This is a genomic window from Gammaproteobacteria bacterium, from assembly GCA_015709695.1.
In the GTDB taxonomy this organism is placed as follows: domain Bacteria; phylum Pseudomonadota; class Gammaproteobacteria; order Steroidobacterales.
Map to the genome: position 1 here is coordinate 1,311,073 of CP054183.1, position 23,233 is coordinate 1,334,305.

Here is a 23,233-nt window from a genome sequence, read left to right on the forward strand (position 1 = left end):
TATATCGATGCCGTCGCTCTGCGGCTTGTGTTCTTGTTTGGTCTTCATCGGTTACTCGAACAGCCGCTTTTGCTTGACGATGTAGCCCGCAGGCTTCTTCTGTTTTTCCAATACACCTTCGTCGACGAGACGCTGCAACCATGCCTTGGCCTGCGCGTTGGAAACGTCCAGCGCAGCCGCTACTTCGGCGTCCTTCATCGGCGCACTCAAAAGTTGCTGAATCGCTGCGCGCACGGCAGCGAAGAGCACTTCGGCAGGGGTCGATTCCGGCTGCGGAGATTCCTTGGCCTCGTCTATCGGCCCCACAGCCTCTGGTGTGACTGGCGGCGGTTCTTCCAATGCCGCAGCGGGTGGCTGCGCATCGGAAACAACGTCGACCGGCGCCGATGGCTCGCTCGCGGCCTGAGGCAATGGCGTGGCGTCGGGTGGCACGGGCGCCGTTGGCTTGGCATCAGCCGACGTTGGATCTTCGTTCGGAAACAGCGCAAAACCAACCTGTGGGGATGCCGTCGGCGTTGGCATCGCCATGTTGAACACGTCCTCGAACGAATCCACGTCTTGCGGGTTCGGCCAGGGAAGTGCGCCCTTCTTTCGCAAACCATCCAATCCGGCTGAAGACTCGCCCGTCGATCGAATGAAGACCGGAACGAACTTGAGTTTGTCGAGCTGCTCGACAGCGCCTGCCCAGGTACCACCTTTGTTGAGGTCGGAACTGACCACCAGTGAGGTGTCTGCCAATGCATAAATCAGCTTGTTCCGCTGCATGGCGTTGCCAACATTGAACCCGGCACTCGGGTCGTAGGGCGAAATCAGCACCAACTGCCCATCGAGCAGCAGGTTGCGGTGCTCGCGGTTCATGGTGGTCTTTTCCAGACTGTCCGCCAGCACGCCACAAACTTTTCCACCACACTCGAGTGCGCCACGCATGGCGGCCTGATCTATGCCCTTGGCGCCACCGGAGACAAGCGTTCTCCCTGCCCGAGCAGCGAGCCGGCCAACTGCCATTGTGTAGTCGATGAGGGCGTCGTCGACATGGCGCGATCCAACAACGGCAAGCCCGCCGGTTTCGAGCAAAGCCATGTCGCCACAGCCGTAGAGCACTGCCGGGGCGTCTTCGCGCAGGCGGGCCTTCAGACGGCGTGGATACTCTGCATCGGCGCGGCTGACTACCCAGATGGCGCGTGCTTGCCAGCGCTCGATCACTTGGCTCAGAAGAAATCCGCGCCCTAACAATTTCTGCAGGCGGCTCTCGTCAATCACCGGTTGGCACGCACGCAGGATCTCAGCTGCATCCGGCGAGAGGAGGTCCGCAGGCTGACGCTGGATCTCGCGCAAATGACGCGCGAGACGTTTGTATTCACCAGGAGAGAGCAGATCCGATGACGCAGTGCCTCGTCCGGCAATGAGCGGCGCAGTCAGCAGCAGGATCGCTTGGGTGTTGGGTGAAAGGACTGGCGTCATTCGTCGTGCCCCGTCTGTGAAAGGGCCATCGGCCAAACCGCACCGCTACCGCTTTTGCGCAGCAGCCATGCAGACACCGTCAGCGTCCAGCGCGAGTCGACCATGTCATCAACCAGGAGGACCGCGCCGGGAGGAATGGGCTGGCCGTTGAGTGCGAGCGAACCATCAATGTTTCGCGCCTGTTGTGTACTGTTTGCCATCGTTTTCTGTTCGGGCCTTGCGTCTGTTTTTGCGATGACCATATGAAACGGCAGACCCAGCGCAGCAGCCAAGCGTTGCGCGAAATTCGGTACCAATTCGGGATGCCGAAGCGAAGGAACGCAGGTCACCCAGGTCGGGCTCGGCTGCGGATTCCACTCTTGAATCATCTTTACGCACGCAGCAACGAGGTCATCGGAAAAGTGGCCGTCGTGGTATTTGCCCTGTCGAACCAAGCCACCCCAACCGGCATCGCCCCAGACGCATAGCGCCTTGCCGGATTCGGCCTGATGGGCAGGGGCGATGAATCCCTTGACACCGTACTGGGGCATTCCACCATCGGGCCATTTTTTGCGTGGCTCGATGGGCAAGCTGGTTCGACGAAGAAATTCGACGGCGGCTTTGACCAGCTCGGTATCCACGGTTGCAGGCAATGGCGGTAAGGCAGGTTCTGTGACAACACTTGGATCGCCGTCGAGCGCGCCAATCAAAAAGCCCATGTGCTCACCAAACGGCAGGCTGACGTAGTCCTGCATCTGCTGGTGCTCGTCTCGCCGTAGCGCGGTGAGGCGTTCCGCTCGATCCCAGAACGCTTCACTCAGCGTTGCCGCCGTGAGCTGCCACTTGCTGCCTTGCTTGGCGATGGGTGCCGGCGCTTCGAGCGAAAGCAGTGCAATCGTCTTGTCAACACGTCCTTTGCTCAGATTGACTCGGCTCAGCAGCTCAGGGACAGACAGCCCGTTGGGCTCGTCTTCAAGCGCTCCCAGGACGTCGGCAACTTCTTGTCGGGTCGGGAAGGCACTCCGGATAAACCAGTCAGTGATGTCAGACTCCTCCTGACCGCTGAGGAGCACTCCATAGGCGGAGTCCAGTGCGCGTCCTGCGCGACCAACCTGCTGGTAGTAGGCGACGACCGATCCCGGCATTTGGTAGTGGATGACAAACGCCAGATCCGGCTTGTCGTAACCCATGCCAAGTGCCGTTGTGGCAACCAGCGCTTTGACTTGGTTGTTGAGCAGCGCCTGTTCAAGCTGTTCTCGGCGATCGCCGGTTTCACCGGTGTAGGCTTCCACGTTGAAGCCTTGGGTCTTCAGCCATTGCGCCACTTGATTGGCATCACGAACCGTCAGCGTGTAGATAATGCCGTGGCCCTGCAGCGTGGCCAGTTGCTCTGCCAGCCAGGCAAGGCGCTCGGCCTGGCTAGGTAAGCGGATCGTCTGCAGGGAAAGCGAGGTCCGATTCAAGTCGCCACGCGAGACGTCCAGCTTCGGACCGAGCACGGCAGCAAGGTCCTCCATCACGCGGTTGTTCGCCGTTGCCGTGGTGGCCAGCAGCCGCAGGTTCTGCGGCAGCGTCTTGACGATCCGCTCCAGCAGGCGGTAGTGAGGACGGAAGTCGTGGCCCCAGTCGGAAATGCAGTGCGCTTCGTCGATGACCAGCATCGAGATCTGTGCGGCGATGCCGGCCAGGACCTGCGTGCGGAAGCGCTCGTTCGCCAGGCGCTCCGGCGAGATCAAGAGAATGTCGACCTCCCCCTTGGCCAGCTTGCCCTCGACTGCTGTCCAGTCGTCCATATTGTCGGAGTTGATGGTGGCGGCGCGAACCCCCATCCGCTCTGCCGCTGCGATCTGATTTCGCATCAGCGCCAGCAGCGGCGAGATCAATAACGCAGGGCCGGCCCCAGCTTCCCGCAGCAACTTGGTCGCGATGAAGTAGACAAAGCTCTTGCCCCACCCGGTCTTCTGCACGACCAGCAAGCGGCCTTTGCCTTCGACTATGTGACGAATGGCATCTTCTTGGCCGTCGCGGAAAGTGGCATCGGCACGTCCGGAGCCGATGCGGAGAAGTTCCAGCGCGCGTTTTGGGTCGTAGGCCACGTTATTGCTCTCCCTTGTTTTGGTCGGGCGAGCGGTACCCCGGCGCCAACACAGCGTTCTTGACGCCGTACAGCGCCAGGTGATCTTTCAGCCAGAGCCTGAATTCATAACCGCGCAGACTGTGGTCAGGAGAGCAGTCCACACTCCACTGCCGCAAGATGTATCCGGCGGTGGCCGCACGCAGCTTCATCCGCAGCGACCCGCGAACCATGCCGTAATCCATCTCCGTAATTTCAGGGCGGGGTTGATCCGGGTGCGGGACCATCTCCAGCTCCACGATCCGGGTCCATTGGATGTCCTGATCACTGCGCTCATGGGGCTGCACATCTGCATCCCTCATAAGGACCGGGCGCTTGATCCGGGTGATGACGAAATCCCGGAACTCCTGGGACTTCCGGTCGAAGGCGCGGACGTGCCAACGGAGGCCGTTGTCGATCAGCGCGAACGGGACGATCTCCCGCTCCGTGCGGCCACTGGAGATGGAGTGGTACTCGATGCCGAGCGGACACTCCTGGTGGATCGCACGGGTCACGCTCGCCAACACATCCAGATCCGGGTGCGTGAGCCGTGACGGGCTCTCGCTGGCCACCCACGCCTTGAGCCGCATCGGCTCACCGTCGCCAAAGCCCTGGGTCAGCCACGACAGCACCCGCTCCGGTGGGAAGTCGAAGACGGGCCGGAAATCCGGCCCCAGGACGTAGGACTTGCCCTTGGGGTCGTAGTCGATGTTGCCCGGGGCCAACTCCTTGTACAGCGCCAGATCCCTGGATGCGGCGGCGGACTGGATGCCAAACCGCGTCACCAAGTCCTGACGGCGTATCTCCCCAATGAAGCGCACGCGCAACTCCACAAACGCGAGTCGGTCGCGTTGTGGCTGGGTTAGATCTGCAAGCTGTTCGTTCGACATCCTGGCTGGCTCGTTCGGGTTAGCGAATGCTTGTACGGGTTATTGCGGAAAGTATATGGTCTGCTCTAGAATCTGTCTATGACTCTATTTTGATTTGTGTGTGCGTCGTATTGTGATAACCACAAGCGGCGCAACGATAAAAGGATCGGTACGGGCGCCATGCAAAATTTCGCAGAGCTTCACCTCAAGCCAGAGACGCTGGCGCAGTACGGGTTGCCGGACATCGCGTACCCCGTTCCAGCAGCCGATCTGAAGTCGGCCCTGCTCGATAACGGGGACCTGCCGCTGGCCGTGATGCTGCACGGTCTGCAGCAGCGTAGCCGGGATGGGGAGGCCGAATGGCAGCAGGTCGAACCCGCAATGGATCGGCTTGCCGAGCTGTTGGCGCCCGACGATGCCCGCGATGTCATTTCAGCGGCCGGGGACCACTGGTGGCTCGAGGTCGGGCCCATGGACCTCGGCGGCAAACTGGTCACCATCCAACGTGGCGATGCTCTGATCGCTGCCATCACCGCCCGGGACGACGGACGCTTGCGGGTGGCCGTTTTTCGCCCGTTGGACGCCAAGAGCGCGGAATACCTGATCGGGCTGGGGCAAGTGCCTCACCCTGAGCACGGAGTCTGCATGCGCGAGAACAACTGGGAGTACGCGCTCGACTGCTCCGCCGGCAACGGCAACTACTACGCCGCCGACCGGGGCGATGCCTACCTGTCCTACTGGGAGAAAGGCCTGGGCATCAGTTGGGACGGCTCCGATGTGCCCGAGTGGCGCAAGCAGCTCGACCTCGTTGCCCGGCCCGCCGCCCGCGTGGTCGCAGAGTTGGGCATCCATTACACCTTGTCTGGCAATGAGGACGAGGAGCCTGTTGCCGATGCGGGCGCGGCGGAAGAATTCGAGACACCGGCACCACTTGCCTGGCGCAGCAAGCGCCAGCAAAAACGCACAGTCCAGGGGCGGTTTCTGGGCTGCCTACTCGGCGGTGCAGTCGGAGATGCGCTGGGCGCACCGGTGGAGTTCATGAAGCGGGCCGAGATTCTCCGTCGCTTCGGCCCGAAGGGAATAACCCAGTACGCACCGGCTTATGGTGGCCTGGGGAAGATCACCGACGACACGCAGATGACCTTATTCACCGCCGAGGGGTTGATCCGAGGCTGGGTGCGCGGCTGCTTCAAAGGCATCACGACCTATTCCGGGGTAACTGCGCACGCCTATTTGCGCTGGCTGCAAACCCAAGGCGAACGACCGACATGCGACATCGACTTCGGCACCGATGAGCCTGGCTGGCTGTTTCAGCAGCGTCAACTGCACAGCCGTCGCGCACCGGGCAACACCTGCCTATCGGCCCTGCGGGCGATGACCTCCCTTGGGGAGCCGGCCCGCAACGACAGCAAGGGCTGCGGCGGCGTCATGCGGGTTGCGCCGGTCGGTCTGTTCGCCTGGCGCCTGCGTCAGTACGAATCTCCCCAAGACGCCTTCCGGCTGGGTACCGAGTTGGCTGCGCTGACCCATGGGCACCCGACCGGAGCCCTGACCGGTGGTGTGCTGGCGGTGCTGGTCCTGGCGCTGACCGATGGCGCTTCGCTGCGCGAGGCATTGGCCGCCGCCAAACTCCTGCTGCGAGCCGAGCCCCGCCACGAAGAGACGCTGCGTGCGATCGAGATGGCTGAGGAGTTAGCCGATTCCGGTTTGCCACATGAAGAAGCAATAGCCCGGCTGGGCCAGGGCTGGGTCGCCGAGGAGGCCCTGGCGATCTCGATCTATTGCGCGCTGGTCGCCCGCAATTTCAAACAGGGCGTGATCCTGGCCGTGAACCACGATGGCGATTCCGACTCGACCGGAGCGATCGTCGGCAACCTGCTGGGCGCGATGCACGGCGTGAAAGCGATCCCTGCCGAGTGGCTGGAGCCACTGGAACTGCGCGACGTCATTACCGAATTGGCGGAAGACCTCCACGCCTTCAAGGATTGGGCGATCGGCGAGTACAGCGAAAACGAAGAGCTGAACCAGCGGATCTGGCGGAAGTACCCGGGGTTCTGAGATGGAGTGAACTGGCATGAGCGGAAATCGATGGGACCAGCCGGGTATGCCCCACAAGGGGTGGCACTGCGTGGACGTGGTCGACCTGCGGGCCGACGGTGAGTCGGCGGACGAAACCGATTACGCGACCTGCCAGATGTGCGGCAACGAGAAGATCCGCTACGTCCACATCATGGAGCATCCGGACCTGGACGAGAACTTCGACGTCGGGTGCGTCTGCGCCGAGAAGATGAGCGGCGACTACGAGGGGCCGAAACGGCGTGAGGCCAAGTTGCGCAACCGAGCAGCACGCCGGACCCGATGGCTGCAGCGCAAGTGGCGGGTGTCCGCCAAGGGGAACAGCTTCTTGAACGTCGATGGGCACAACCTCGGCGTCCACATGAACAAGTTCAAGCGGTGGGGCTACCGCATCGGCAGCCGGTTCAGCACCAAGACCTACGCAACCAAAGACGAAGCCAAGCTGGCCCTGTTCGACGACTTCTGGGCCGGGACCCAAGATGACGAGCGGCTGTGGGCCAGTGACTGATCAGGGAAATAGATTCGATGTCGCATAACTTACCCAGCAGCACACCGCGAGACGGAAGCCCACTGCTCAAGGGCAAAAGGCCTGATTTGATCGAACTGATCGCCGCTACCCTTCATTCAGTAAAGGCGTATGACTTGCCGGCGGAATGCGAGCGGCTCGGATTGGCTACCGGGACAGGTAGCGAAGCGCACTCCAGCAAGCGCGTGTACGTGCGAAGCCGCCTCCAAGGACTGAGCAACGATCAGCTTCTCCAGCTCGCACGCCAGGTTGAGCAGGATCACGTCTGTTTTCCGCTGAGCGAATTTCTCCGACTGTTGGACGAGTCGAGCGACGGTCAGGCAGTCACTGAACTCACGCGGCGCTCGATCCTCAAGCTGCTGAACGACATGGATCTCTTCGGCGAACTCCCGCTTGTCGACCAATTGTCCAAGATCTGGCCATTACCGGAAATGCGTGGCGCGGGCTTCGAGGCAAACTTGGAGGAGTCCGTTATACGGCACTGCGTGACCAACGACGACTGGACCAACGCTGAATTGCTCGAGGTGGTGGGCGCGCTGAGCTGCTCCCGACAACTGTTCTTCAAGTTGCTTGAGGCGGTCGTCTCTCCAAATGCCCGAAGAGGAAAGGAGCAGACGCAGCTCGTCGAGACACTGAATACTCTCCTCAAGGCGGACGGCTTCCAGCTAAGGCCATCGGGGAGCATCTCAGGACATTCGGCGTTTGCGGTGAATCGAATCAGTGGTGGCGTATCTGGCGCGCCTAAGAATTTGATCTTCGCGTCAACGGGTCCGAAGCCCGAGATCGTCATCCAGGATGCCATCAACAACGACATCCGAATCGTAAGGAATGAAGAGCACTGCCTCGTGTACGACCGCCCGATTCAGGCCAACGGGCTTACCAAGGAGGAGATGCTCTCGTGGTGGAAGGAACGGCAAGGCATCCAGGACGAATCAGATGCACGGCGATCGCTTTCTCAACGTCTGATGGCATCCCTCGCATCGGACGGCGAACGAAACGTATTCAGCGTCTACTACCGGGCATTCAAGGATCTCGGCGATAAGCTGCCAGCCCTCATTCCGCAGGTCTATCTGCATTACGACCCATACACGCTGGCACAGCTCGGCGGGGTTGGACGCTTGTCTCGGCAACGCATGGACTTCCTACTCCTTTTCAGCGACGCAGGCCGTGTAGTCGTCGAGGTTGACGGATCTCAGCACTTCGCCGAAGACGGGAAGCCATCCCTCGCCAGGTATGCGGACATGGTGGCGGCCGATCGTGACCTCCGGCTCGCCGGGTACGAGGTCTATCGTTTCGGGGCCAACGAGCTCACCGGCCACGGGTCGGCGGAACGGATCGAAGCATTCTTCCGGCGCTTACTTCAGAAGCACGCGGTCCTTCCCGGAGCCGGTTCGGCTGAGTGAAGCCATGCCAACCGATCCAGAGTTGCGGACGTGGGTTCAATTCCGCAAACGGGAATCCAACTGGCGTCCTGGCTTAGGCACTTGGCTGATGACCTCGGCCGGGCAGAACTGGTAGGATTGTTGGCAGTTGGGGCTGGATTCCGCACCTTTCCGCAGGAGTTCGCAGCGGCTCTAAGGCGCTGAGTTACATAGGTTTGGCGCAGGGTTTCACCCCACCACCATCCGGCAAGGGCCAAGAGTGTTCTCTTGGCCCTTTTCATTTGAATGGGAAACAACCCGACCGCCCTGCAAATGATCACGACACGATTCCTGCGCGCGCTGTTGCGCGGAGTGGGCCAGATATTCCTCCAGCGCAGTGCCTGGTGTGGACTGGCCTGCCTCGTCGCGCTGGCCCTGCAGTCCACGGTCATGGCGCTGGCCTGCCTGCTCGGCGCGCTGGCAGCGACCCTGCTGGCACGGACCTGGCCCGACGGCCAGGCGCTGGACGATGGCCTCCATGGCTACAACGGGGCCCTGGCCGGCCTTGGTGCCATGGTCGTGCTCGAGTCGGGTGTGATGGCCTGGTGCATGGTGGTGCTGGCGGGACTGCTGGCAACCTGGATTGGCAGGATCTGGCGCGAGCGCCTGCCCCTGCCCCCGTACACCGCGCCGTTCGTGCTGGTGACGTGGCTGCTGATGGCGTTGTCCGGCCCTCTTGCCTTGCCCCTGGCTGCGCCAGCCCCGCCCGCTGCAGCCGGATTGGGGTTCATGGCAGACGGCGTCCTGCGCGGCATCGGTCAGGTGATATTCCTCGACCTGCCATGGGCCGGGGCGCTCTGCGCCCTGGGTCTTGCCCTTTCGAGTCCCGTGGTTGCAGGCTGCGCGTTGCTCGCTGCCGCACTCGGCATGGCTTGTGCCGATCTGCTGGGCCTGCCGGAGGCCATGGCCGGGCTGGGGATCTACGGCTTCAATGCGGTCCTGGCCGTGGAAGCGCTCCGCCCGCAGGCCGGCCGCCGCGGCTGGTGGCTGCTGCTGGCGGCCATACCTGTCAGCGTCGCGCTGACACGCGCCTTCCAACTGGCGGGCCTGCCATCGCTGACCGCGCCATTCATCCTGGGCACCTGGCTGCTGCGCTGCGCCCATACGTGGTCATCCCGATATGCGCTGCCAACGTCTGGCCGTTAGCATGGGTGGCTGTCCCGTCGAGTGGTTCGCCTGATGCCGCCCATCCCGCCCATGGATCCGGCCCGCCGTGCGCGCTTGCTGCGTTCGGTTACCTATGCATCGGTGATCGTCGCCATCTGCCTGGTCGTGGCCAAGGCCTGGGCCTGGCAGGCGACGGGCTCCGTGTCGATGCTGTCGTCGCTCGCAGACTCGCTGCTGGACTGCCTGGCCTCCGGCCTCACCTTCTGGGCCGTGCGCTACTCCATGTCCCCGGCGGATGCCGAGCACCGGTTCGGCCATGGAAAATCCGAAGGCCTTGCCGCGCTGATCCAGGGCCTGATCATCGGCGGTTCGGGGCTGTTCGTCTGTGGGGAGGCCGTCGGTCGCATGCTGATGCCACGGCAGATCGAGGAAACCAGTTCAGGCCTGCTGGTGATCGGCGGTGCCACCGCGGCCACCTTCGTCCTGGTGGCCTACCAGCGCTTCGTCAGCCGGCGGACCGGCTCCGTCGCCATCGGCGCCGACGCCATGCACTACTCCGCGGACCTCCTGGCAAACGTCGGCGTCGGCGCAGCACTTTATGTTTCCAGCAGGAGCGGCTGGCTGCTGCTGGACCCGCTGGTCGGACTGGCGATCGGCGGCTATGTCCTGCTGAGTTCCGCGAAAATGATCGCCCAGTCACTCGACATACTGCTCGATCGCGAGATCCCGGATGCTGATCGCTACCGGCTTCAGCAGATCGCCCTCACCCATCCCGACGTGCTGGGACTCCACGACATGCGCACGCGGCACGGCGGCGCCCACTACATCGTGCAGTTCCACCTGGACCTGCCACACCACATCTCACTGTGGCGCAGCCACGAGATTCTGGATGAAGTCGAGGAAAGCATTCGGCGCGAATACCCGGGTTGCGAGATCATCATTCACCCGGACCCGCTCGGCATCGCAGAAACCAAGGACTCCTTCGAGCTGCCGGCTGAAGATGCGGAATCCGGCCGCGCACCCTCCTGACGCGCCGGCGGGTCAGCCGGCTGGCGGCGGCTCGGCGTAGATCACCTCGAACCGCTGGAACAGCAGCAGCATGTCCTCGCTGAAACTCCCGCCCTCGGCCTCCCGCATGCGCCGCCAGTAGCCACCGTGGATTTCACGCCAGGCCGTCACGTCACGCGCTGCCGGACTCTCGCAGGCGGTCTCACCCGGACCGACATCCGCAAACCGGATCAGTCGCGCTTCCAGGAGCCGCACCGCGCAGCGAGGCCGGCCGCCGAAATCCGTGAAAACGAAATACTCGGCTGCCGTCGGCCGCGGGAGGATCTCGTCCGGATTCGAGAACAGCCCTGTCTTCTCGCCTGAGATGATCAGCCCGAGCAGGCTCTCGCTCAGCTTTTGCGCATTGCCGATACGGCGCACCCGGTAGCGATCCCCGGGATCGTCTGGCGCAAGCCTCGCCCGACACCGCAGCCAGAAGTCATCGATGCTGCCCATCATTTCCGCTCCTTCCCTTGCAGGTTAGCGATACTGGACAGCAGGATGCAATTGCCAGCGCCTCAGGCTCCTTGCCGCGGCGGACATCACGCCGTAGATTGATACAGGCTGACGCCAGGACGCGGGCGCAAGGCAGCCGCCACAGTGGCGAATCCGGGGGCACACTATTTGCTTTGAATCCTGTCGCGATGGGCGTGGCTGGCCGGCGCTCCCGATGCGGACGGTCATCGTGCTCATGCTTGCCGCCCTGCAGACGGCCTGCAGCGGCTCGGTGCAGGTCCAGCAGGCCTTTCCGGCACCACTGGTGGAACAGTTGCCCCTGCGCGTCGTCATCTACTATCCGGCAGGGATTGCGGATTATGTCTACCACGAGGAAGACGCATCGCAACAGGAGTGGACGGTACGCCTCGGGAACGCCAACCTGCGCATGTTCGACGCCGTCTTTTCAGCGCTTTTCAGGGATGTGGCCCATGCCGGCAGCCTCGACGAGGCCCGTGCCAGTGTTCCGCCGCCCGACGCCATCCTCTCCCCGACGATCGACGCCTTCGAGCTGTCGTCGCCCGCATTGTCCGGCACGGACCAGTTTGCGGTATGGATTCGCTACAATCTCGACGTGCTGGCAGCGGATGGCACACTCATCGTCCGTTGGCCAGTCACTGCATACGGGCAATCCGGGACGGGAGGGATGAGCGATGAGGAGTCCATGGAGCGGGCCACCATCCTTGCGCTGCGTGACGCTGCGGCGGCGATTGCCGTGGGATTTCCGCGGCAGCCAAGGGTTCGCGAAATCCTGCTGAAGCAGCCGGCAAACGATGGACAGTGACATGATCCTCCATTCCCTGGTGGCACGCAGCCTGTACATGACGGCTGCCGGTATGCTGCTCGCGGGTTGCATGACCTCGCGCGTCGAGGAATCGAAGAATGCGGCCACGGGACTCTCAGCCGGCGAATCGGTCGTGATCCTCGCCACCAGCTATCACCGCGGCAAGGCCACCGAGGAAGACTTCGTATCCTGCGTCAACGACGCGGTGCAGTCGGGAGATGGCAAGGTGCGTGTGACACCCCAGCAGGAGTTCGTCGACGCACTTTTCCCCTGGTTCGAGCCGCGCACCGCACCGCAGTCCGCCGAAGCGCTTCCGGAACTCCTGGCCCGGCCAGGCGTGGCCGAGCGCATCGAGGCGAAGGGCGTCCGGTACCTGGTCTGGCTCGATGGCACGACGGAGAAGACCAGTGGTGGCGGCAGCCTGAGTTGTGCAGTCGGTCCAGGCGGTGGCGGCTGCTTCGGCCTCACCTGGTGGGAAGACGACGCCTCTTACGACGCCGCGGTCTGGGACCTGCGACGGCAGAGCGATGCCGGCTCGGTCAGCGCGGACGTCCACGGGACCTCGATGATCCCGGCGCTGATCATTCCGGTGCCGCTGATAGCGCGCACGCAGTCGGCGGCCTGCAAGGACATGGCGCAACAGCTCCGGCAGTTCATCCGCGGGCCGGACGCCGGTACCTGAGCCGGCATCGGCTGCCCCGCGCAACCCTGTGCGGATTCTCACAGACGGCAGGCTCCCCTGCTGCCAGAATCGCCTCATGGAGGTCGAACGTCCAGCCGCTCGCGGCAGCAGCGATCACGTGCATGCCTGCTGCCGGTTCCTCGCCAGTCTGCTGCTGAAGCCCATCTGGCTGCCCCCCGGGATCTATGCTGCCGTGCCGTGGATGTACCTGGGCATGGGAAGCACCGCACTGCTGGGTGGCCTCTACCTGCCCGACACCAGCTGGTACCTGCCCTATCTGGCGATGGCGGGGGTCGGCCTGCTGCGCGCCGCAACCGGTATCGCTGCAGCGCGACGGCGCTTTCACGGCAGGCGCCGCGGCCGTAGCCTGGCCCTGGTCCGCTGATCACCCGGAAGGCGTCGACTGGTGAGAGAATGCGCCGCTGTGCCCGTTCGGGCGACCGTGAGGCATGCAGGTTCGTGAAACCCACCCGCGTTCTGACTCTGCTTGCCCTCGCCCTCTCAGGCTCGCTGATCCTGCCCGTTGTCGCCTACTGGGTCGGGGGCAAGATCGTGGGTGCTTATGCGGGACCGCGAGGCCTCGCCACGTACATCGGCAGCATTTACCGCGATGCTGCCGACGGCTCTCCGCTGGCACTGGCGATGGTTACAGGCCCCGTGCTGGTCGCTGCCATCTGGGCGCTGCGCGGCTGGGGGTTGCGGCATTTCCTGGCACGGCCGGCCCGGAACAATATTCCGGAATAGACTAAATATGTTTTTTATCAGTCACTTCTGCAGCTTTTGCAGAAGTTATGTTGCTCCGGCATGGAAGCCGTGGCAGCAAGCCCTATAGTCCACGGAGCAGGAGCCGCCAGGATCCCCGGCAAGGGACCAGGAAGAGCGGCAGAAGGACAGCAGGATGACTGCGTGCCAGGTGCTCAGGCTGGCCAGTAGGAGTAGGCAACCAGCAACAGGCCGATCCAGGTCAGCGCCAAAGGCAGGTATCGCCAAGGGCGACGGCGCAGGGTGCCCACGAACCCGGCTGCCGCCACCACGGCGAGCACCAGGAACATCGTGAAGGCACGAACGACCTCGGGCAACTCGGTCGCGAAGCGCGGATGCTCATGCTGCAGCAACCAGAACACGAACAGCACGACACCGAGCCCGAATGCCAGCGATACCAGACTGCCTGCCACGAATCCAAGGATGGCCGTAAACGGGTGCATACACGGGTAGTCCAGCGACCACGCGCCGCCGGTCGCGGCGACGATGGCCAAGGCTTGCTATGATTTCCAGGCTACGGAAGCGAACAGATTGAACCGGAAAATGCTCAACAGCGCAAACCACGACTCCTGGCGCAGATGGCGTGCTCTTGCCGCAAGCAGCCTGCTCCTTGCGGTTACGGCACTGCAGTGGCCGGCTGTGGCTGCCCCACCCGCCCAGGCTGCTCCGGCAGCGGACGTGCCGGGCATCCTTCAGGCAACTGACCGGCAACGACAGGTCGCACGGATGACCACGCGCTTCGTGGAGCGCTTTCATTACGGGCGCCAGGCCATAGACGACCACTTGTCCGAGCAGATCCTGAACAATTACCTGCAGGCGCTCGACGGCAACCGCCAGTACTTCCTTGAATCCGACATCAACTATTTTTCCCGCTATCGCCACAGCCTCGACGATGTGCTCGAGACCGGCGACGTCGAACCGGTGTTCGACATTTTCCGCCTCTACCGTCTGCGGGCACAGCAGCATCTCTCCTTTGCCATTTCCCAGCTGGACAAGCAGCCGGACTTCACGATTGACGAGGACTTTCGCTTCGACAGGGAGAAGGCGCCGTGGCTTGCCACCCCGCAGGAGATGCAGGACAACTGGCGCCGCCGCGTGAAGAACGACGCCATCAGCCTGCTGATGGCGGACAAGACCTGGCCCGAGGCCGCAGCAATCCTGCACAAGCGCTACGAGCGGGTCCTGAAGCGCATCAATGACCTGGACAGCGACGAGGTATTCGAAACCTTCATGAATGCCTTCGCCCGCACACTGGACCCGCATTCGAGCTACCTGTCGCCGCGCCAGTCGGAGGAATACCGCATCCAGATGAGCCTGTCCTACCAGGGCATCGGCGCTTCGCTGCAGCTAGATGATGACGTCGTCAAGATCCTGAGCATCATCCCCGGTGGACCGGCGGCCATCGACGGCCGGCTCAAGGCCAGCGACCGCATCACCGCCGTCGGCCAGGGCACCAGCGGCGAGCTGGTCGACGTCGTCGGCTGGCAGCTGGACGATGTCGTGCAGCTGATACGCGGGCCGCAGGGCACGACCGTGCGCCTGCAGGTGTTGCCCGCGAATACGCCTCCCGGCAGCCAGGAGCAGGTCCTGAGCCTGGTGCGAGACAAGGTCAAGCTGGAGGAACAGGCGGCCAGGAGCGAGGTGCGAGAAATCAAGCGCAACGGCCGCACCATCAAGGTTGGCGTCATCACGGTGCCGAGCTTCTATCAGGACTTCGATGCCCGCAGCCGCGGCGATGAAGACTACGTCAGCACCACGCGTGACGTGCGCCGACTGCTGGAGCAATTGAATAAGCAGGGGATCGAGGGACTGGTGATGGACCTGCGTGGCAATGGCGGCGGCCACCTCACCGAAGCCACCGGCCTCACCGGTCTGTTCATCGATACCGGTCCCGTCGTCCAGCTCCGCGATACCAGCGGGCGGGTCGAGGTACTTCCCGACCCCGTACCCTCGGTGGCCTACGCCGGTCCACTGGTCGTGCTGGTCGACCGCTTCAGCGCATCAGCCTCGGAAATCTTCACCGCGGCCATCCAGGACTACCACCGCGGCATCGTCATTGGCCAGCAGACCTTCGGCAAGGGCACGGTGCAGAATCTCTACCCGCTTGACCAGTATGCACGGCGGCAAACCGAGCCCGGCCTGGGCCAGCTGACCCTGACCATCGGCAAGTTCTACCGGGTCACGGGTGGCAGCACGCAGAACAAGGGCGTGGTTCCCGACATCGCGCTGCCCTCCGGCGTCGATCCCGACGAGGTTGGCGAGAACAGCCGCGACGGCGCCCTGCCCTGGGACCAGATCAATGCGACCCGATTCCGGGCTGCCAGCCCGCTTGACGGCGCCATCGCCTATCTCACGCAGCACGAAGTCGAGCGCATGCAATCCGACCCCGATGTACGCTACCTGCTGGCGGACATCGAAGCGGGTGCCGAACTGCGCTCGCAGAAGACCGTGTCATTGAACCTCAAGACGCGCATCGACGAGCGCGAGCAACAGCGGAAGCAGCAGCTGGCGCGGGAGAACACGCGCCGTGCGGCCGAGGGGCTTGCCCCCATCGAGTCACTGGACAAGATCAAGCCCGAGGACTTGCCGGATGTCCTGCTGAAGCAGGCAACGCAGGTTCTCAGCGACTATGTCGCCCTGGATCAGGCCGGCAAGGCCATGGCGAGGAACAACTCCGGAAACTGAGCGAGACAGGCGTCGCTTGCCTGTCGGCACTCAATTGAGCAGGACGCTGTAGACGTCCCAGTACTCTTCCGCGAGCACATTGACCGGCATCGCGCGGGCGTCGACGGGTCTCGGCTCACCCGTCTCCTGGATGCAGACAGGCACGCTGGCGAAGGAGCCGGCCACGGGAATCGTGTCAATCTCCCGCCTGTACTGAGCGGTCTGCCTGAGGAACTCCGCGCGGCGGCGGATCAGGCTGGCCATCTTCTCCGCGGTATGCGCCTTGTTGACCACCGCCTCGATGTTTCGCCCCAGCATCTGGCATTGCGCCACATTCCCGTAGCTGACATCGGCAAGACCACGGATCGACGCCTCGCGCGCCAGCGCGGCCACGTCATGGTCGCTGAACTGGATGAGCATCTCCTGTGCCATGGCGATCAGGGCAAGGTTGATGTTCCGCCTGCCGTCGATGCCAAGGCCGGCAAATGGCGACATCGGCTCGGCTTCCCGTGCCCGGCGATCTTCACGAATCCGGTCAATCTGCACCTGCAGGCCGTCGAGCGCGGCACGTATTGCCGCCCGCTGGTCGCGCAATGCACGACGCCGGAAGCAGTGCCAGAATGCCCGCAGCTGACCGAGCCGTGCCTCGACTGCATCGAGGTCAGTCTGGACCACGCGTGCGCGGCGCTCGACATCGGCAATGCGGTGGTCGATCAATGCCAGATCGGCGTCGCGCGCGGCCTCGAACTGCTCCCGGGCAAAGCGCTCCTCGCGGTCCTGCTGCCGTTCGGCCAGCTCCCTGGCGAGACGAACAAGCCGCTTGCGGCACTGCTGCCAGACGCCCCTGAGCTGGTAGTAGACTACGGCATTGACTGCCTGAAGCGGATCAGCCAGCACGCCTTCGAGCTGCTCCAGACGCTGCTGGGCACGCATGCTGAGCGCTTCCTGCTGCCGCACCTGATCGATGAGCTTGTCTTTCTCCCGGCGGAGTTTCGCCAGTTCCTTCTTCAGCTCGGCACGATTCCAGAACAGCTTGAGCAGCTGCTCTTCGTCAGGCTCCTGCCTGCGCTGCAACAGCGGTGTGGCGGCCGTGCTCATGGGAATGGGGATTAAGTCTAACTGCCGGCCCGCTCCGGGTCCTTGAAGCAGTCGACATTTCCCGGGGAGCCGGGGCTACGGGGTCAGCCGATAGGAGTGGCCGTTGTCCAGCAGGAAATCCAGCCACTTGCCGAAAGCCATGTTGCAGGCCCAGCGCCTGTCGATCTCGCCACTGTACTCATGCGCCAGGGCAGCCAGGCGCGGATGGCGCTGGAATCCCGCCCAGGCCGTTACCGCGGCTACCCGGGCGTCCAGGTAGAGGCGAACCGCCACGTCGGGCTCGGCCACGGGCCCGGCCGGATCCTCGAAGAGATAGCTCAGCCGCAGCAGTCGTGTGTATCGCGATCCCTCCTCCACCGAGAGATGGAGGTCACCGTCACGGGGCGTCCTCGACACGGCCGCTCCCAACGGCCTGGCCGGATTACCGAGCAATGCTCCGAGCTTGAGATAATTGCCCTCGTACAGCGAGATCAGTCCACCCAGGGATCCCGGACGAACCAAACACTCAGGTACGATGTAGCTGTCTGCGATCATGATTCGAATATAGCACAGCCTTTTTCCGCCCCATGCCGGAAGGGCAGGCGTCACAATTGGAAGCGGTGTCGTCAACCATGCGTATTGACAACGATGAATTGCCCGTGCGTGCCGTAAGCTGCCCGCCCTTCAGCGACCAGCGCATGGGTACTGCCGGGTTGCGCAAGAAGGTCCGGGTGTTTCAGCAGCCGCATTACCTCGAGACCTTTCTCCAGGCGGTGCTCGACACGCTGCGTCTGCCTCGCGGCTCGACGCTGGTTCTTGGAGGAGATGGACGCTATTTCAATAAGGCAGCGCTGCAGACGTTGATACGCATGACCGCAGCAGCCGGCGTCCAGCACCTGATCATCGGCCAGCATGGGCTGCTGTCCACGCCAGCAGCATCGAATCTCATCCGCACCCGCAAGGCGAATGGTGGCTTCCTCCTCACCGCGAGCCACAATCCCGGGGGACCCGACGGTGACTTCGGCATCAAGTTCAACATGCCCAATGGCGGCCAGGCGCCGCAGTCGGTCACTGATGCGGTGTTCCTCGCATCGCAGGCAATTCACGGTTACCGCATTGCGGAGCTGCCGGTCGTTGACCTCTCCCGCTGCGGTGCGCAACGGCACGGCCCCCTGCTCGTCGAGGTGGTGGATCCGGTGACGGATTACCAGAAGCTGATGGAGAGCCTGTTTGATTTCGACCGGATGTCCGGCTGGCTGAAGGCGGGTAATCGCCTCGTGTTCGACGCGTTCCACGGCATTACCGGGCCCTATGCACGCCGCATCCTCGCCGACACCCTCGGCGGTGATCCGGCTGACCTGCTCAACACGGACCCACTTCCCGACTTCGGCGGCCTGCACCCGGACCCCAATCCCGTCGAGGGCCGCCACCTCGTCGAGATGTGTGCGAGTGCGGCCGCACCGGCCCTGGCTGCCGCTTCCGATGGAGACGGCGACCGCAACATGATCCTTGGTCCCTCCTGCCCGGTTTCACCTGGCGACAGTCTCGCCATCATGCTGGCCGGTGCTCACCTGATCCCCGGCTATCGCCAGGGTGTACCCGGCGTGGCACGATCGATGCCGACCAGCCGAGCCGTCGACAAGGTTGCTGCGGATCTTGGCATTCCCTGCTTCGAGACGCCTACCGGCTGGCGCTTCTTCTGCAACCTGCTCGAAGCAGGTCGCATTGGCCTGTGTGGAGAGGAGAGTTTCGGCACCGGGTCGTCACACGCCCGGGAGAAGGATGGCCTGTGGGCGGTCCTGTTCTGGATCAACCTGCTGGCCGCACGGGGCGAGTCCCTGCCAGATGTCGTCTCCGCGCATTGGCGCCGCTATGGCAGGCACTATTTCCAGCGCCATGACTATGAAATCGCCGATGCCACCCATGGTGCAGGTCTCATTGAAGCCTTGCGCGCCCGGCTCGACAATCTGCCCGGCTCGGATCTCGGTCCGGGCCGCGTGGAACTGGCGGACGACTTCCACTACCACGACCCGGTTGACGGCAGCGAATCACCGCACCAGGGTGTGCGTATCGTGTTGGGCAGCGGTGCCCGTATCGTGTACCGCCTGTCCGGCACCGGCACCGCCGGTGCGACCCTGCGCATCTATCTCGAGCAGTACCAGTCCGATCCGGCATTACTGAATCACAGCCCGACGGAGACTCTTGGTCGCCTGGGCCAGCTGGCCGCTACCGTGGCCGCCATCGAGGCCCACACAGGCCTCACACGCCCCACACTGACAGTCTGATCTCCTCGTCGATCCACCCCGGCATTTACGGGCGGGTCCGACGTTCGATGCCGGTTCCGCTGAGGATGGTGCTGGCAATTTCCTCGATCGAGAAAGCGGTCGTATCAACGAACGGTATCTGGCAGCGCCTGAACAGCGCCTCGGCACTGCGCAACTCGAAACCCACCTGTTCGGCACTGGCATAACGTCCCAGCGGCCGGCGTTCCCGGCGGATCTGCTGCAGGCGCTCCGGAGAAATGGTCAGGCCGTAGAGTTTTGCCCGGTGGGCCGCCAGGGCCTTCGGCAGGACGCCAGACTCGAGTTCGTCTTCCGCCAGCGGGTAATTGGCCGCAAACACGCCATAAGCCAGCGCCAGGTACAGGCAGGTCGGTGTCTTGCCGGTACGCGATACGCCGACGAGTATCACCTCGGCGGAATCGTAATCCCCGGTGTGCGAGCCGTCATCGTTGCGGAGAGCGAAGTTGGTCGCCTCGATCCGCCGGTCGTAGGCTTCCGCATCCCGCATGCCGTGGGCGCGGCCGATGGTGTGCGACGACGTGGTCTGCAGTTCCCGCTCCAGCGGCGCGAGAAAGGCATCGAAGAAGTCGAGGAACAATCCGGTGACCCGGCTGAATCGCTCCCGCAGTTCGTCCTGCACAAAGGTGCCAAAAACGACCGGGCGCTGGCCCTCCTCCCTGGCCACTGCATTGATGCGCCTGACGACTTCATCTGCCTTGTCAACAGAATCGATAAATGGCACAGTCACCTGGTTGAAATCATGCGCCTCGAATTGCGTCAGCAGGCTCCGGCCCAGCGTCTCCGCAGTGACGCCGGTCTGATCGGAAACAAAAAAAACGGTCCGCTTGCCTGGCATGGTTCCCCGCAACTCGTGGCCCATTCATCACGATTGTCCGCTCACCCCCCCGCACAGCACAAGGGAGCTTTGGCTTGGAACCCTATGTAATTCCCCTGGACAAGCTGGGGATCAGCGATATCAATGTGGTCGGCGGCAAGAACGCATCCCTGGGGGAGATGATCCGCAACCTGTCCCGCCTTGGTGTGCGCGTACCGGGGGGCTTTGCCACCACGGCTCAGGCCTACCGCGACTTCCTCTCGCAACAGGGCCTGGGCGAGCGCATACAGGCGACTCTCGCGAATCTGGATGTCGACGATATTGCCAGCCTCACCGGGGCGGGCTCCCGGATTCGACAATGGATCACCGACACCCCGCTGCCGCGGCGATTGCTGGACGAGATCGAAGCTGCCTGGCAGCGGATGGGCGGCGCGCCGGAGGAATCCCGCACCGTGGCCGTGCGATCCTCCGCCACCGCCGAGGACCTTCCCGATGCATCTTTCGCCGGACAGCAGGAGACCTTCCTGAACGTGCGTGGCCTGGATGGCGTGATCAAGGCGGTCCACGCCGTCTACGCATCGCTGTACAACGACCGCGCCATTGCTTACCGCACCCACCAGGGCTTTGACCACGAGGCCGTTGCCCTTTCCGTCGGTGTCCAGCATATGGTGCGAAGCGACCTCGGCACCAGCGGCGTGCTGTTCACCCTCGATACCGAATCCGGCTTTCCCGACGTCGTGTTCATCACCGCCGCCTATGGCCTCGGCGAAACCGTTGTCCAGGGCAGCGTCAACCCCGACGAGTTCTACGTCTACAAGCCCGCGCTGAAGGCCGGTCGCCGGGCCGTCATCCGCAGGCGGCTGGGCACCAAAGCCATCCGCATGATGTACGCCGAACCGGGCAGCAGCGAACGGGTCGTCACCGTGCCGGTGCCCGCAGCGGATGCCAGGCGCTTCTGCATCAGCGACGCCGACCTCGAGACCCTTGGGCGCTACGCGCTGGTCGTGGAGCAGCACTACGGGCGTCCCATGGATGTCGAGTGGGCCAAGGATGGCGTCACGGGCGAGATTTACCTGGTGCAGGCCCGCCCTGAAACCGTGCAGAGCCGCAAGGGGCAGACCATCCAGCGCTATCGTCTGCGTCAGCGTTCTGCCGTCCTGGCCAGCGGCCGCAGCATCGGCCACCGCATCGGCTCCGGACCCGCGCGCGTCATTCATGACGTCGCCGACATGCACCTCATCCGCCCCGGCGATGTCCTGGTGGCCGACATGACCGATCCGGATTGGGAACCTGTCATGAAGCGGGCTGCTGCGATCGTCACCAATCGCGGCGGACGCACCTGCCACGCCGCCATCATTGCGCGGGAGCTGGGCATACCGGCCGTGGTCGGCTGCGGCAACGCCACGGATCGCATCAGCAGTGGCGTCCCGGTGACGGCTTCCTGCGCGGAAGGCGACGAGGGCTTCGTCTACGAGGGAATCCTCGACTTCGAGGAGCACAGGATCGAGCTCGATCGCCTGCCCCCTCCCCCGGTAAAGATCATGATGAATGTCGGCAATCCGGATCGTGCCTTCGATTTTGCCGGGATTCCCAACCATGGAGTCGGTCTCGCGCGCCTGGAATTCATCATCAACCGCATGATCGGCGTGCATCCACGTGCGTTGCTCGACTTCCAGCGCCTGCGGCCCGATCTCCGGGAGGCCATTCGCGAGCACATGGCAGGCTACGACGACCCGGTGGAATTCTTCGTCAGTCGCCTCACCGAGGGCATTGCCTGCATTGCCGCTGCGTTTTCCCCTCACCCAGTCATCGTGCGGCTCTCGGACTTCAAGAGCAACGAGTATGCACACCTGATCGGTGGCCGGCAGTACGAGCCCGAAGAGGAGAACCCGATGCTCGGGTTCCGCGGTGCTGCCCGTTACCTCGCAGACTCATTCCGTCCGTGCTTCGAACTCGAGTGCCGCGCCCTGAAGCGGGTGCGAGACGAGATGGGCCTGAACAACGTCGAGGTCATGGTGCCCTTCATCCGCACGGTCGACGAGGCACGCGCCGTGACCGAGCTGCTGGCCGCCAATGGTCTGGCGCGGGGCCAGGATGGCCTGCGGGTCATCATGATGTGCGAAGTGCCGACGAACGCATTGCTGGCAGAGCGATACCTGGAGTATTTCGACGGCATGTCGATCGGTTCCAACGACATGACCCAGCTCACGCTTGGCCTGGACCGGGACTCCGGGCTCATTGCCGGGCTGTTCGACGAGCGCGATGATGCCGTGAAGGCCCTCCTCGCCATGGCCATCCAGGCATGCCGGAAGAGTGGCAAGTACATCGGAATCTGCGGCCAGGGGCCGTCGGATCACGCCGACTTTGCCCGCTGGCTGGTCGACCAGGGCATCGACAGCGTGTCCCTCAATCCGGATACCGTGGTGGAAACCTGGCTGTACCTCGCCGGGACTCCTGCAGACCAGCAGCAAACCGCGCTACGGGACCGCTGAACCGGACAGCTCCGATGCTGGCCGTAACAGCTTCGCGCGGTAGTGGCGCAGCTCGGCGATCGAATCGCGGATGTCCGACAATGCCAGATGGGCCGACTCCTTGGCCACGCCCGCCAGGACCTCGGGAGCCCAAAGGCCCGCGAGAATCTTGAGAGTACTGACATCGAGGTTCCGGTAGTGGAAAAATGCCTCCAGCCGTGGCATCAGACGCGCCAGAAACCGCCGGTCCTGGCAGATGCTGTTGCCGCACATCGGTGACGTGTTCGCAGCCAGGTGCTGCGAGAGAAACTCCAGAGTGACGCTTTCTGCCTCCACCAGGGAAAAACGGCTGGCGCGGACCCGGTCGAGCAGCCCGGAACCGCCGTGCTGGCGCGTATTCCACTCATCCATCGCCGCCAGGACTTCGCCCGGGTGGTGGATGGCTACCACCGGTCCCTCGGCGACAATCTCCAGGTCGGCATCGGTCACGATCGTGGCGATCTCGATGATGGAATCCCGCTGCGGGTCGAGCCCCGTCATCTCGAGGTCGATCCAGACCAGTCTCCCTGATGTCTGCCCCAT

21 protein-coding genes are annotated in these 23,233 nt (G+C 63.5%); 12 read left to right on the plus strand and 9 right to left on the minus strand.

Translation table 11 applies throughout. From position 1 onward, the window contains the following. Window positions 1–51: 51 nt before the first annotated feature. The 3 genes from HRU81_06175 to HRU81_06185 are packed head-to-tail and all read right to left on the minus strand — an operon-like array spanning window position 52 to window position 4,443. Window positions 52–1,461 (minus strand): DNA-processing protein DprA, encoded by a 1,410-nt coding sequence (locus HRU81_06175; GenBank protein QOJ31718.1) that lies wholly within the window; start codon window positions 1,459–1,461, stop codon window positions 52–54. Beyond that, window positions 1,458–3,536, minus strand: coding sequence for a RecQ family ATP-dependent DNA helicase (locus tag HRU81_06180; protein ID QOJ31719.1), 2,079 nt, complete (start codon window positions 3,534–3,536; stop codon window positions 1,458–1,460). The genes HRU81_06175 and HRU81_06180 overlap by 4 nt, the downstream gene beginning before the upstream one ends. 1 nt (window position 3,537) lies before the next feature. Continuing rightward, complete coding sequence (locus tag HRU81_06185; GenBank protein ID QOJ31720.1) at window positions 3,538–4,443, minus strand: WYL domain-containing protein; 906 nt, start codon at window positions 4,441–4,443, stop codon at window positions 3,538–3,540. Between the two features lie 624 nt (window positions 4,444–5,067). Between HRU81_06185 and HRU81_06190 the strand changes: the two genes are divergently transcribed. From HRU81_06190 to HRU81_06210, 5 genes are all read left to right on the plus strand, one after another. After that, window positions 5,068–6,480, plus strand: coding sequence for an ADP-ribosylglycohydrolase family protein (locus HRU81_06190; protein QOJ33307.1), 1,413 nt, complete (start codon window positions 5,068–5,070; stop codon window positions 6,478–6,480). Window positions 6,481–6,496: 16 nt separating this feature from the next. After that, window positions 6,497–7,006 carry a hypothetical protein gene (locus tag HRU81_06195; GenBank protein ID QOJ31721.1) on the plus strand — a complete coding sequence of 170 codons (510 nt, stop codon included), beginning with the start codon at window positions 6,497–6,499 and terminating at the stop codon, window positions 7,004–7,006. 86 nt (window positions 7,007–7,092) lie between these two features. Further along, a complete protein-coding gene (locus HRU81_06200) occupies window positions 7,093–8,427 on the plus strand; it encodes a hypothetical protein (GenBank protein QOJ31722.1) in 1,335 nt (444 codons plus the stop codon). Between the two features lie 291 nt (window positions 8,428–8,718). After that, window positions 8,719–9,591: an urea transporter gene (locus tag HRU81_06205; protein ID QOJ31723.1), complete on the plus strand. Its 873-nt coding sequence runs from the start codon at window positions 8,719–8,721 to the stop codon at window positions 9,589–9,591. A gap of 33 nt (window positions 9,592–9,624) precedes the next feature. Beyond that, window positions 9,625–10,581: a cation diffusion facilitator family transporter gene (locus HRU81_06210; GenBank protein ID QOJ31724.1), complete on the plus strand. Its 957-nt coding sequence runs from the start codon at window positions 9,625–9,627 to the stop codon at window positions 10,579–10,581. 12 nt (window positions 10,582–10,593) lie between these two features. Here the strand turns inward: HRU81_06210 and HRU81_06215 are convergent, their stop codons facing one another. After that, the gene (locus HRU81_06215; protein QOJ31725.1) at window positions 10,594–11,058 is read right to left on the minus strand and encodes an ASCH domain-containing protein; all 465 of its coding nucleotides are present in this window, start codon (window positions 11,056–11,058) and stop codon (window positions 10,594–10,596) included. A gap of 211 nt (window positions 11,059–11,269) precedes the next feature. Here HRU81_06215 and HRU81_06220 point away from each other — a divergent pair, with 211 nt between their 5' ends. From HRU81_06220 to HRU81_06235, 4 genes are all read left to right on the plus strand, one after another. Next, window positions 11,270–11,878, plus strand: a complete 609-nt coding sequence (locus HRU81_06220; GenBank protein ID QOJ31726.1) for a hypothetical protein — start codon at window positions 11,270–11,272, stop codon at window positions 11,876–11,878. Next, window positions 11,868–12,560, plus strand: a complete 693-nt coding sequence (locus tag HRU81_06225) for a hypothetical protein (GenBank protein ID QOJ31727.1) — start codon at window positions 11,868–11,870, stop codon at window positions 12,558–12,560. The genes HRU81_06220 and HRU81_06225 overlap by 11 nt, the downstream gene beginning before the upstream one ends. Before the next feature lie 76 nt (window positions 12,561–12,636). Continuing rightward, window positions 12,637–12,945, plus strand: coding sequence for a hypothetical protein (locus tag HRU81_06230; GenBank protein QOJ31728.1), 309 nt, complete (start codon window positions 12,637–12,639; stop codon window positions 12,943–12,945). Window positions 12,946–13,019: 74 nt separating this feature from the next. Continuing rightward, window positions 13,020–13,304, plus strand: a complete 285-nt coding sequence (locus HRU81_06235) for a hypothetical protein (GenBank protein QOJ31729.1) — start codon at window positions 13,020–13,022, stop codon at window positions 13,302–13,304. A 173-nt stretch (window positions 13,305–13,477) separates the two neighbouring features. Here the strand turns inward: HRU81_06235 and HRU81_06240 are convergent, their stop codons facing one another. Further along, window positions 13,478–13,816, minus strand: a complete 339-nt coding sequence (locus HRU81_06240; GenBank protein ID QOJ31730.1) for a hypothetical protein — start codon at window positions 13,814–13,816, stop codon at window positions 13,478–13,480. Window positions 13,817–14,048: 232 nt separating this feature from the next. On the opposite strand from HRU81_06240, the gene HRU81_06245 reads away from it, so the two are divergent. Next, complete coding sequence (locus HRU81_06245) at window positions 14,049–16,007, plus strand: carboxy terminal-processing peptidase (GenBank protein ID QOJ31731.1); 1,959 nt, start codon at window positions 14,049–14,051, stop codon at window positions 16,005–16,007. Between the two features lie 30 nt (window positions 16,008–16,037). Here HRU81_06245 and HRU81_06250 read toward each other — a convergent pair whose 3' ends face one another. Then, window positions 16,038–17,084 carry a hypothetical protein gene (locus HRU81_06250; protein ID QOJ31732.1) on the minus strand — a complete coding sequence of 349 codons (1,047 nt, stop codon included), beginning with the start codon at window positions 17,082–17,084 and terminating at the stop codon, window positions 16,038–16,040. A gap of 75 nt (window positions 17,085–17,159) precedes the next feature. Further along, a complete protein-coding gene (locus tag HRU81_06255; protein QOJ31733.1) occupies window positions 17,160–17,480 on the minus strand; it encodes a DUF1249 domain-containing protein in 321 nt (106 codons plus the stop codon). A gap of 215 nt (window positions 17,481–17,695) precedes the next feature. On the opposite strand from HRU81_06255, the gene HRU81_06260 reads away from it, so the two are divergent. Then, on the plus strand, window positions 17,696–19,348 hold the full coding sequence (locus HRU81_06260; protein ID QOJ33308.1) for an alpha-D-glucose phosphate-specific phosphoglucomutase: 1,653 nt from the start codon (window positions 17,696–17,698) through the stop codon (window positions 19,346–19,348). Window positions 19,349–19,373: 25 nt separating this feature from the next. On the opposite strand, the gene HRU81_06265 is transcribed toward HRU81_06260, so the two are convergent. After that, window positions 19,374–20,201, minus strand: a complete 828-nt coding sequence (locus tag HRU81_06265) for a kinase/pyrophosphorylase (GenBank protein QOJ33309.1) — start codon at window positions 20,199–20,201, stop codon at window positions 19,374–19,376. 74 nt (window positions 20,202–20,275) lie between these two features. On the opposite strand from HRU81_06265, the gene ppsA reads away from it, so the two are divergent. Further along, window positions 20,276–22,672 (plus strand): phosphoenolpyruvate synthase, encoded by a 2,397-nt coding sequence (gene ppsA / locus HRU81_06270; protein QOJ31734.1) that lies wholly within the window; start codon window positions 20,276–20,278, stop codon window positions 22,670–22,672. Here the strand turns inward: ppsA and orn are convergent. Continuing rightward, complete coding sequence (orn, locus tag HRU81_06275; protein QOJ31735.1) at window positions 22,658–23,233, minus strand: oligoribonuclease; 576 nt, start codon at window positions 23,231–23,233, stop codon at window positions 22,658–22,660. The genes ppsA and orn overlap by 15 nt on opposite strands.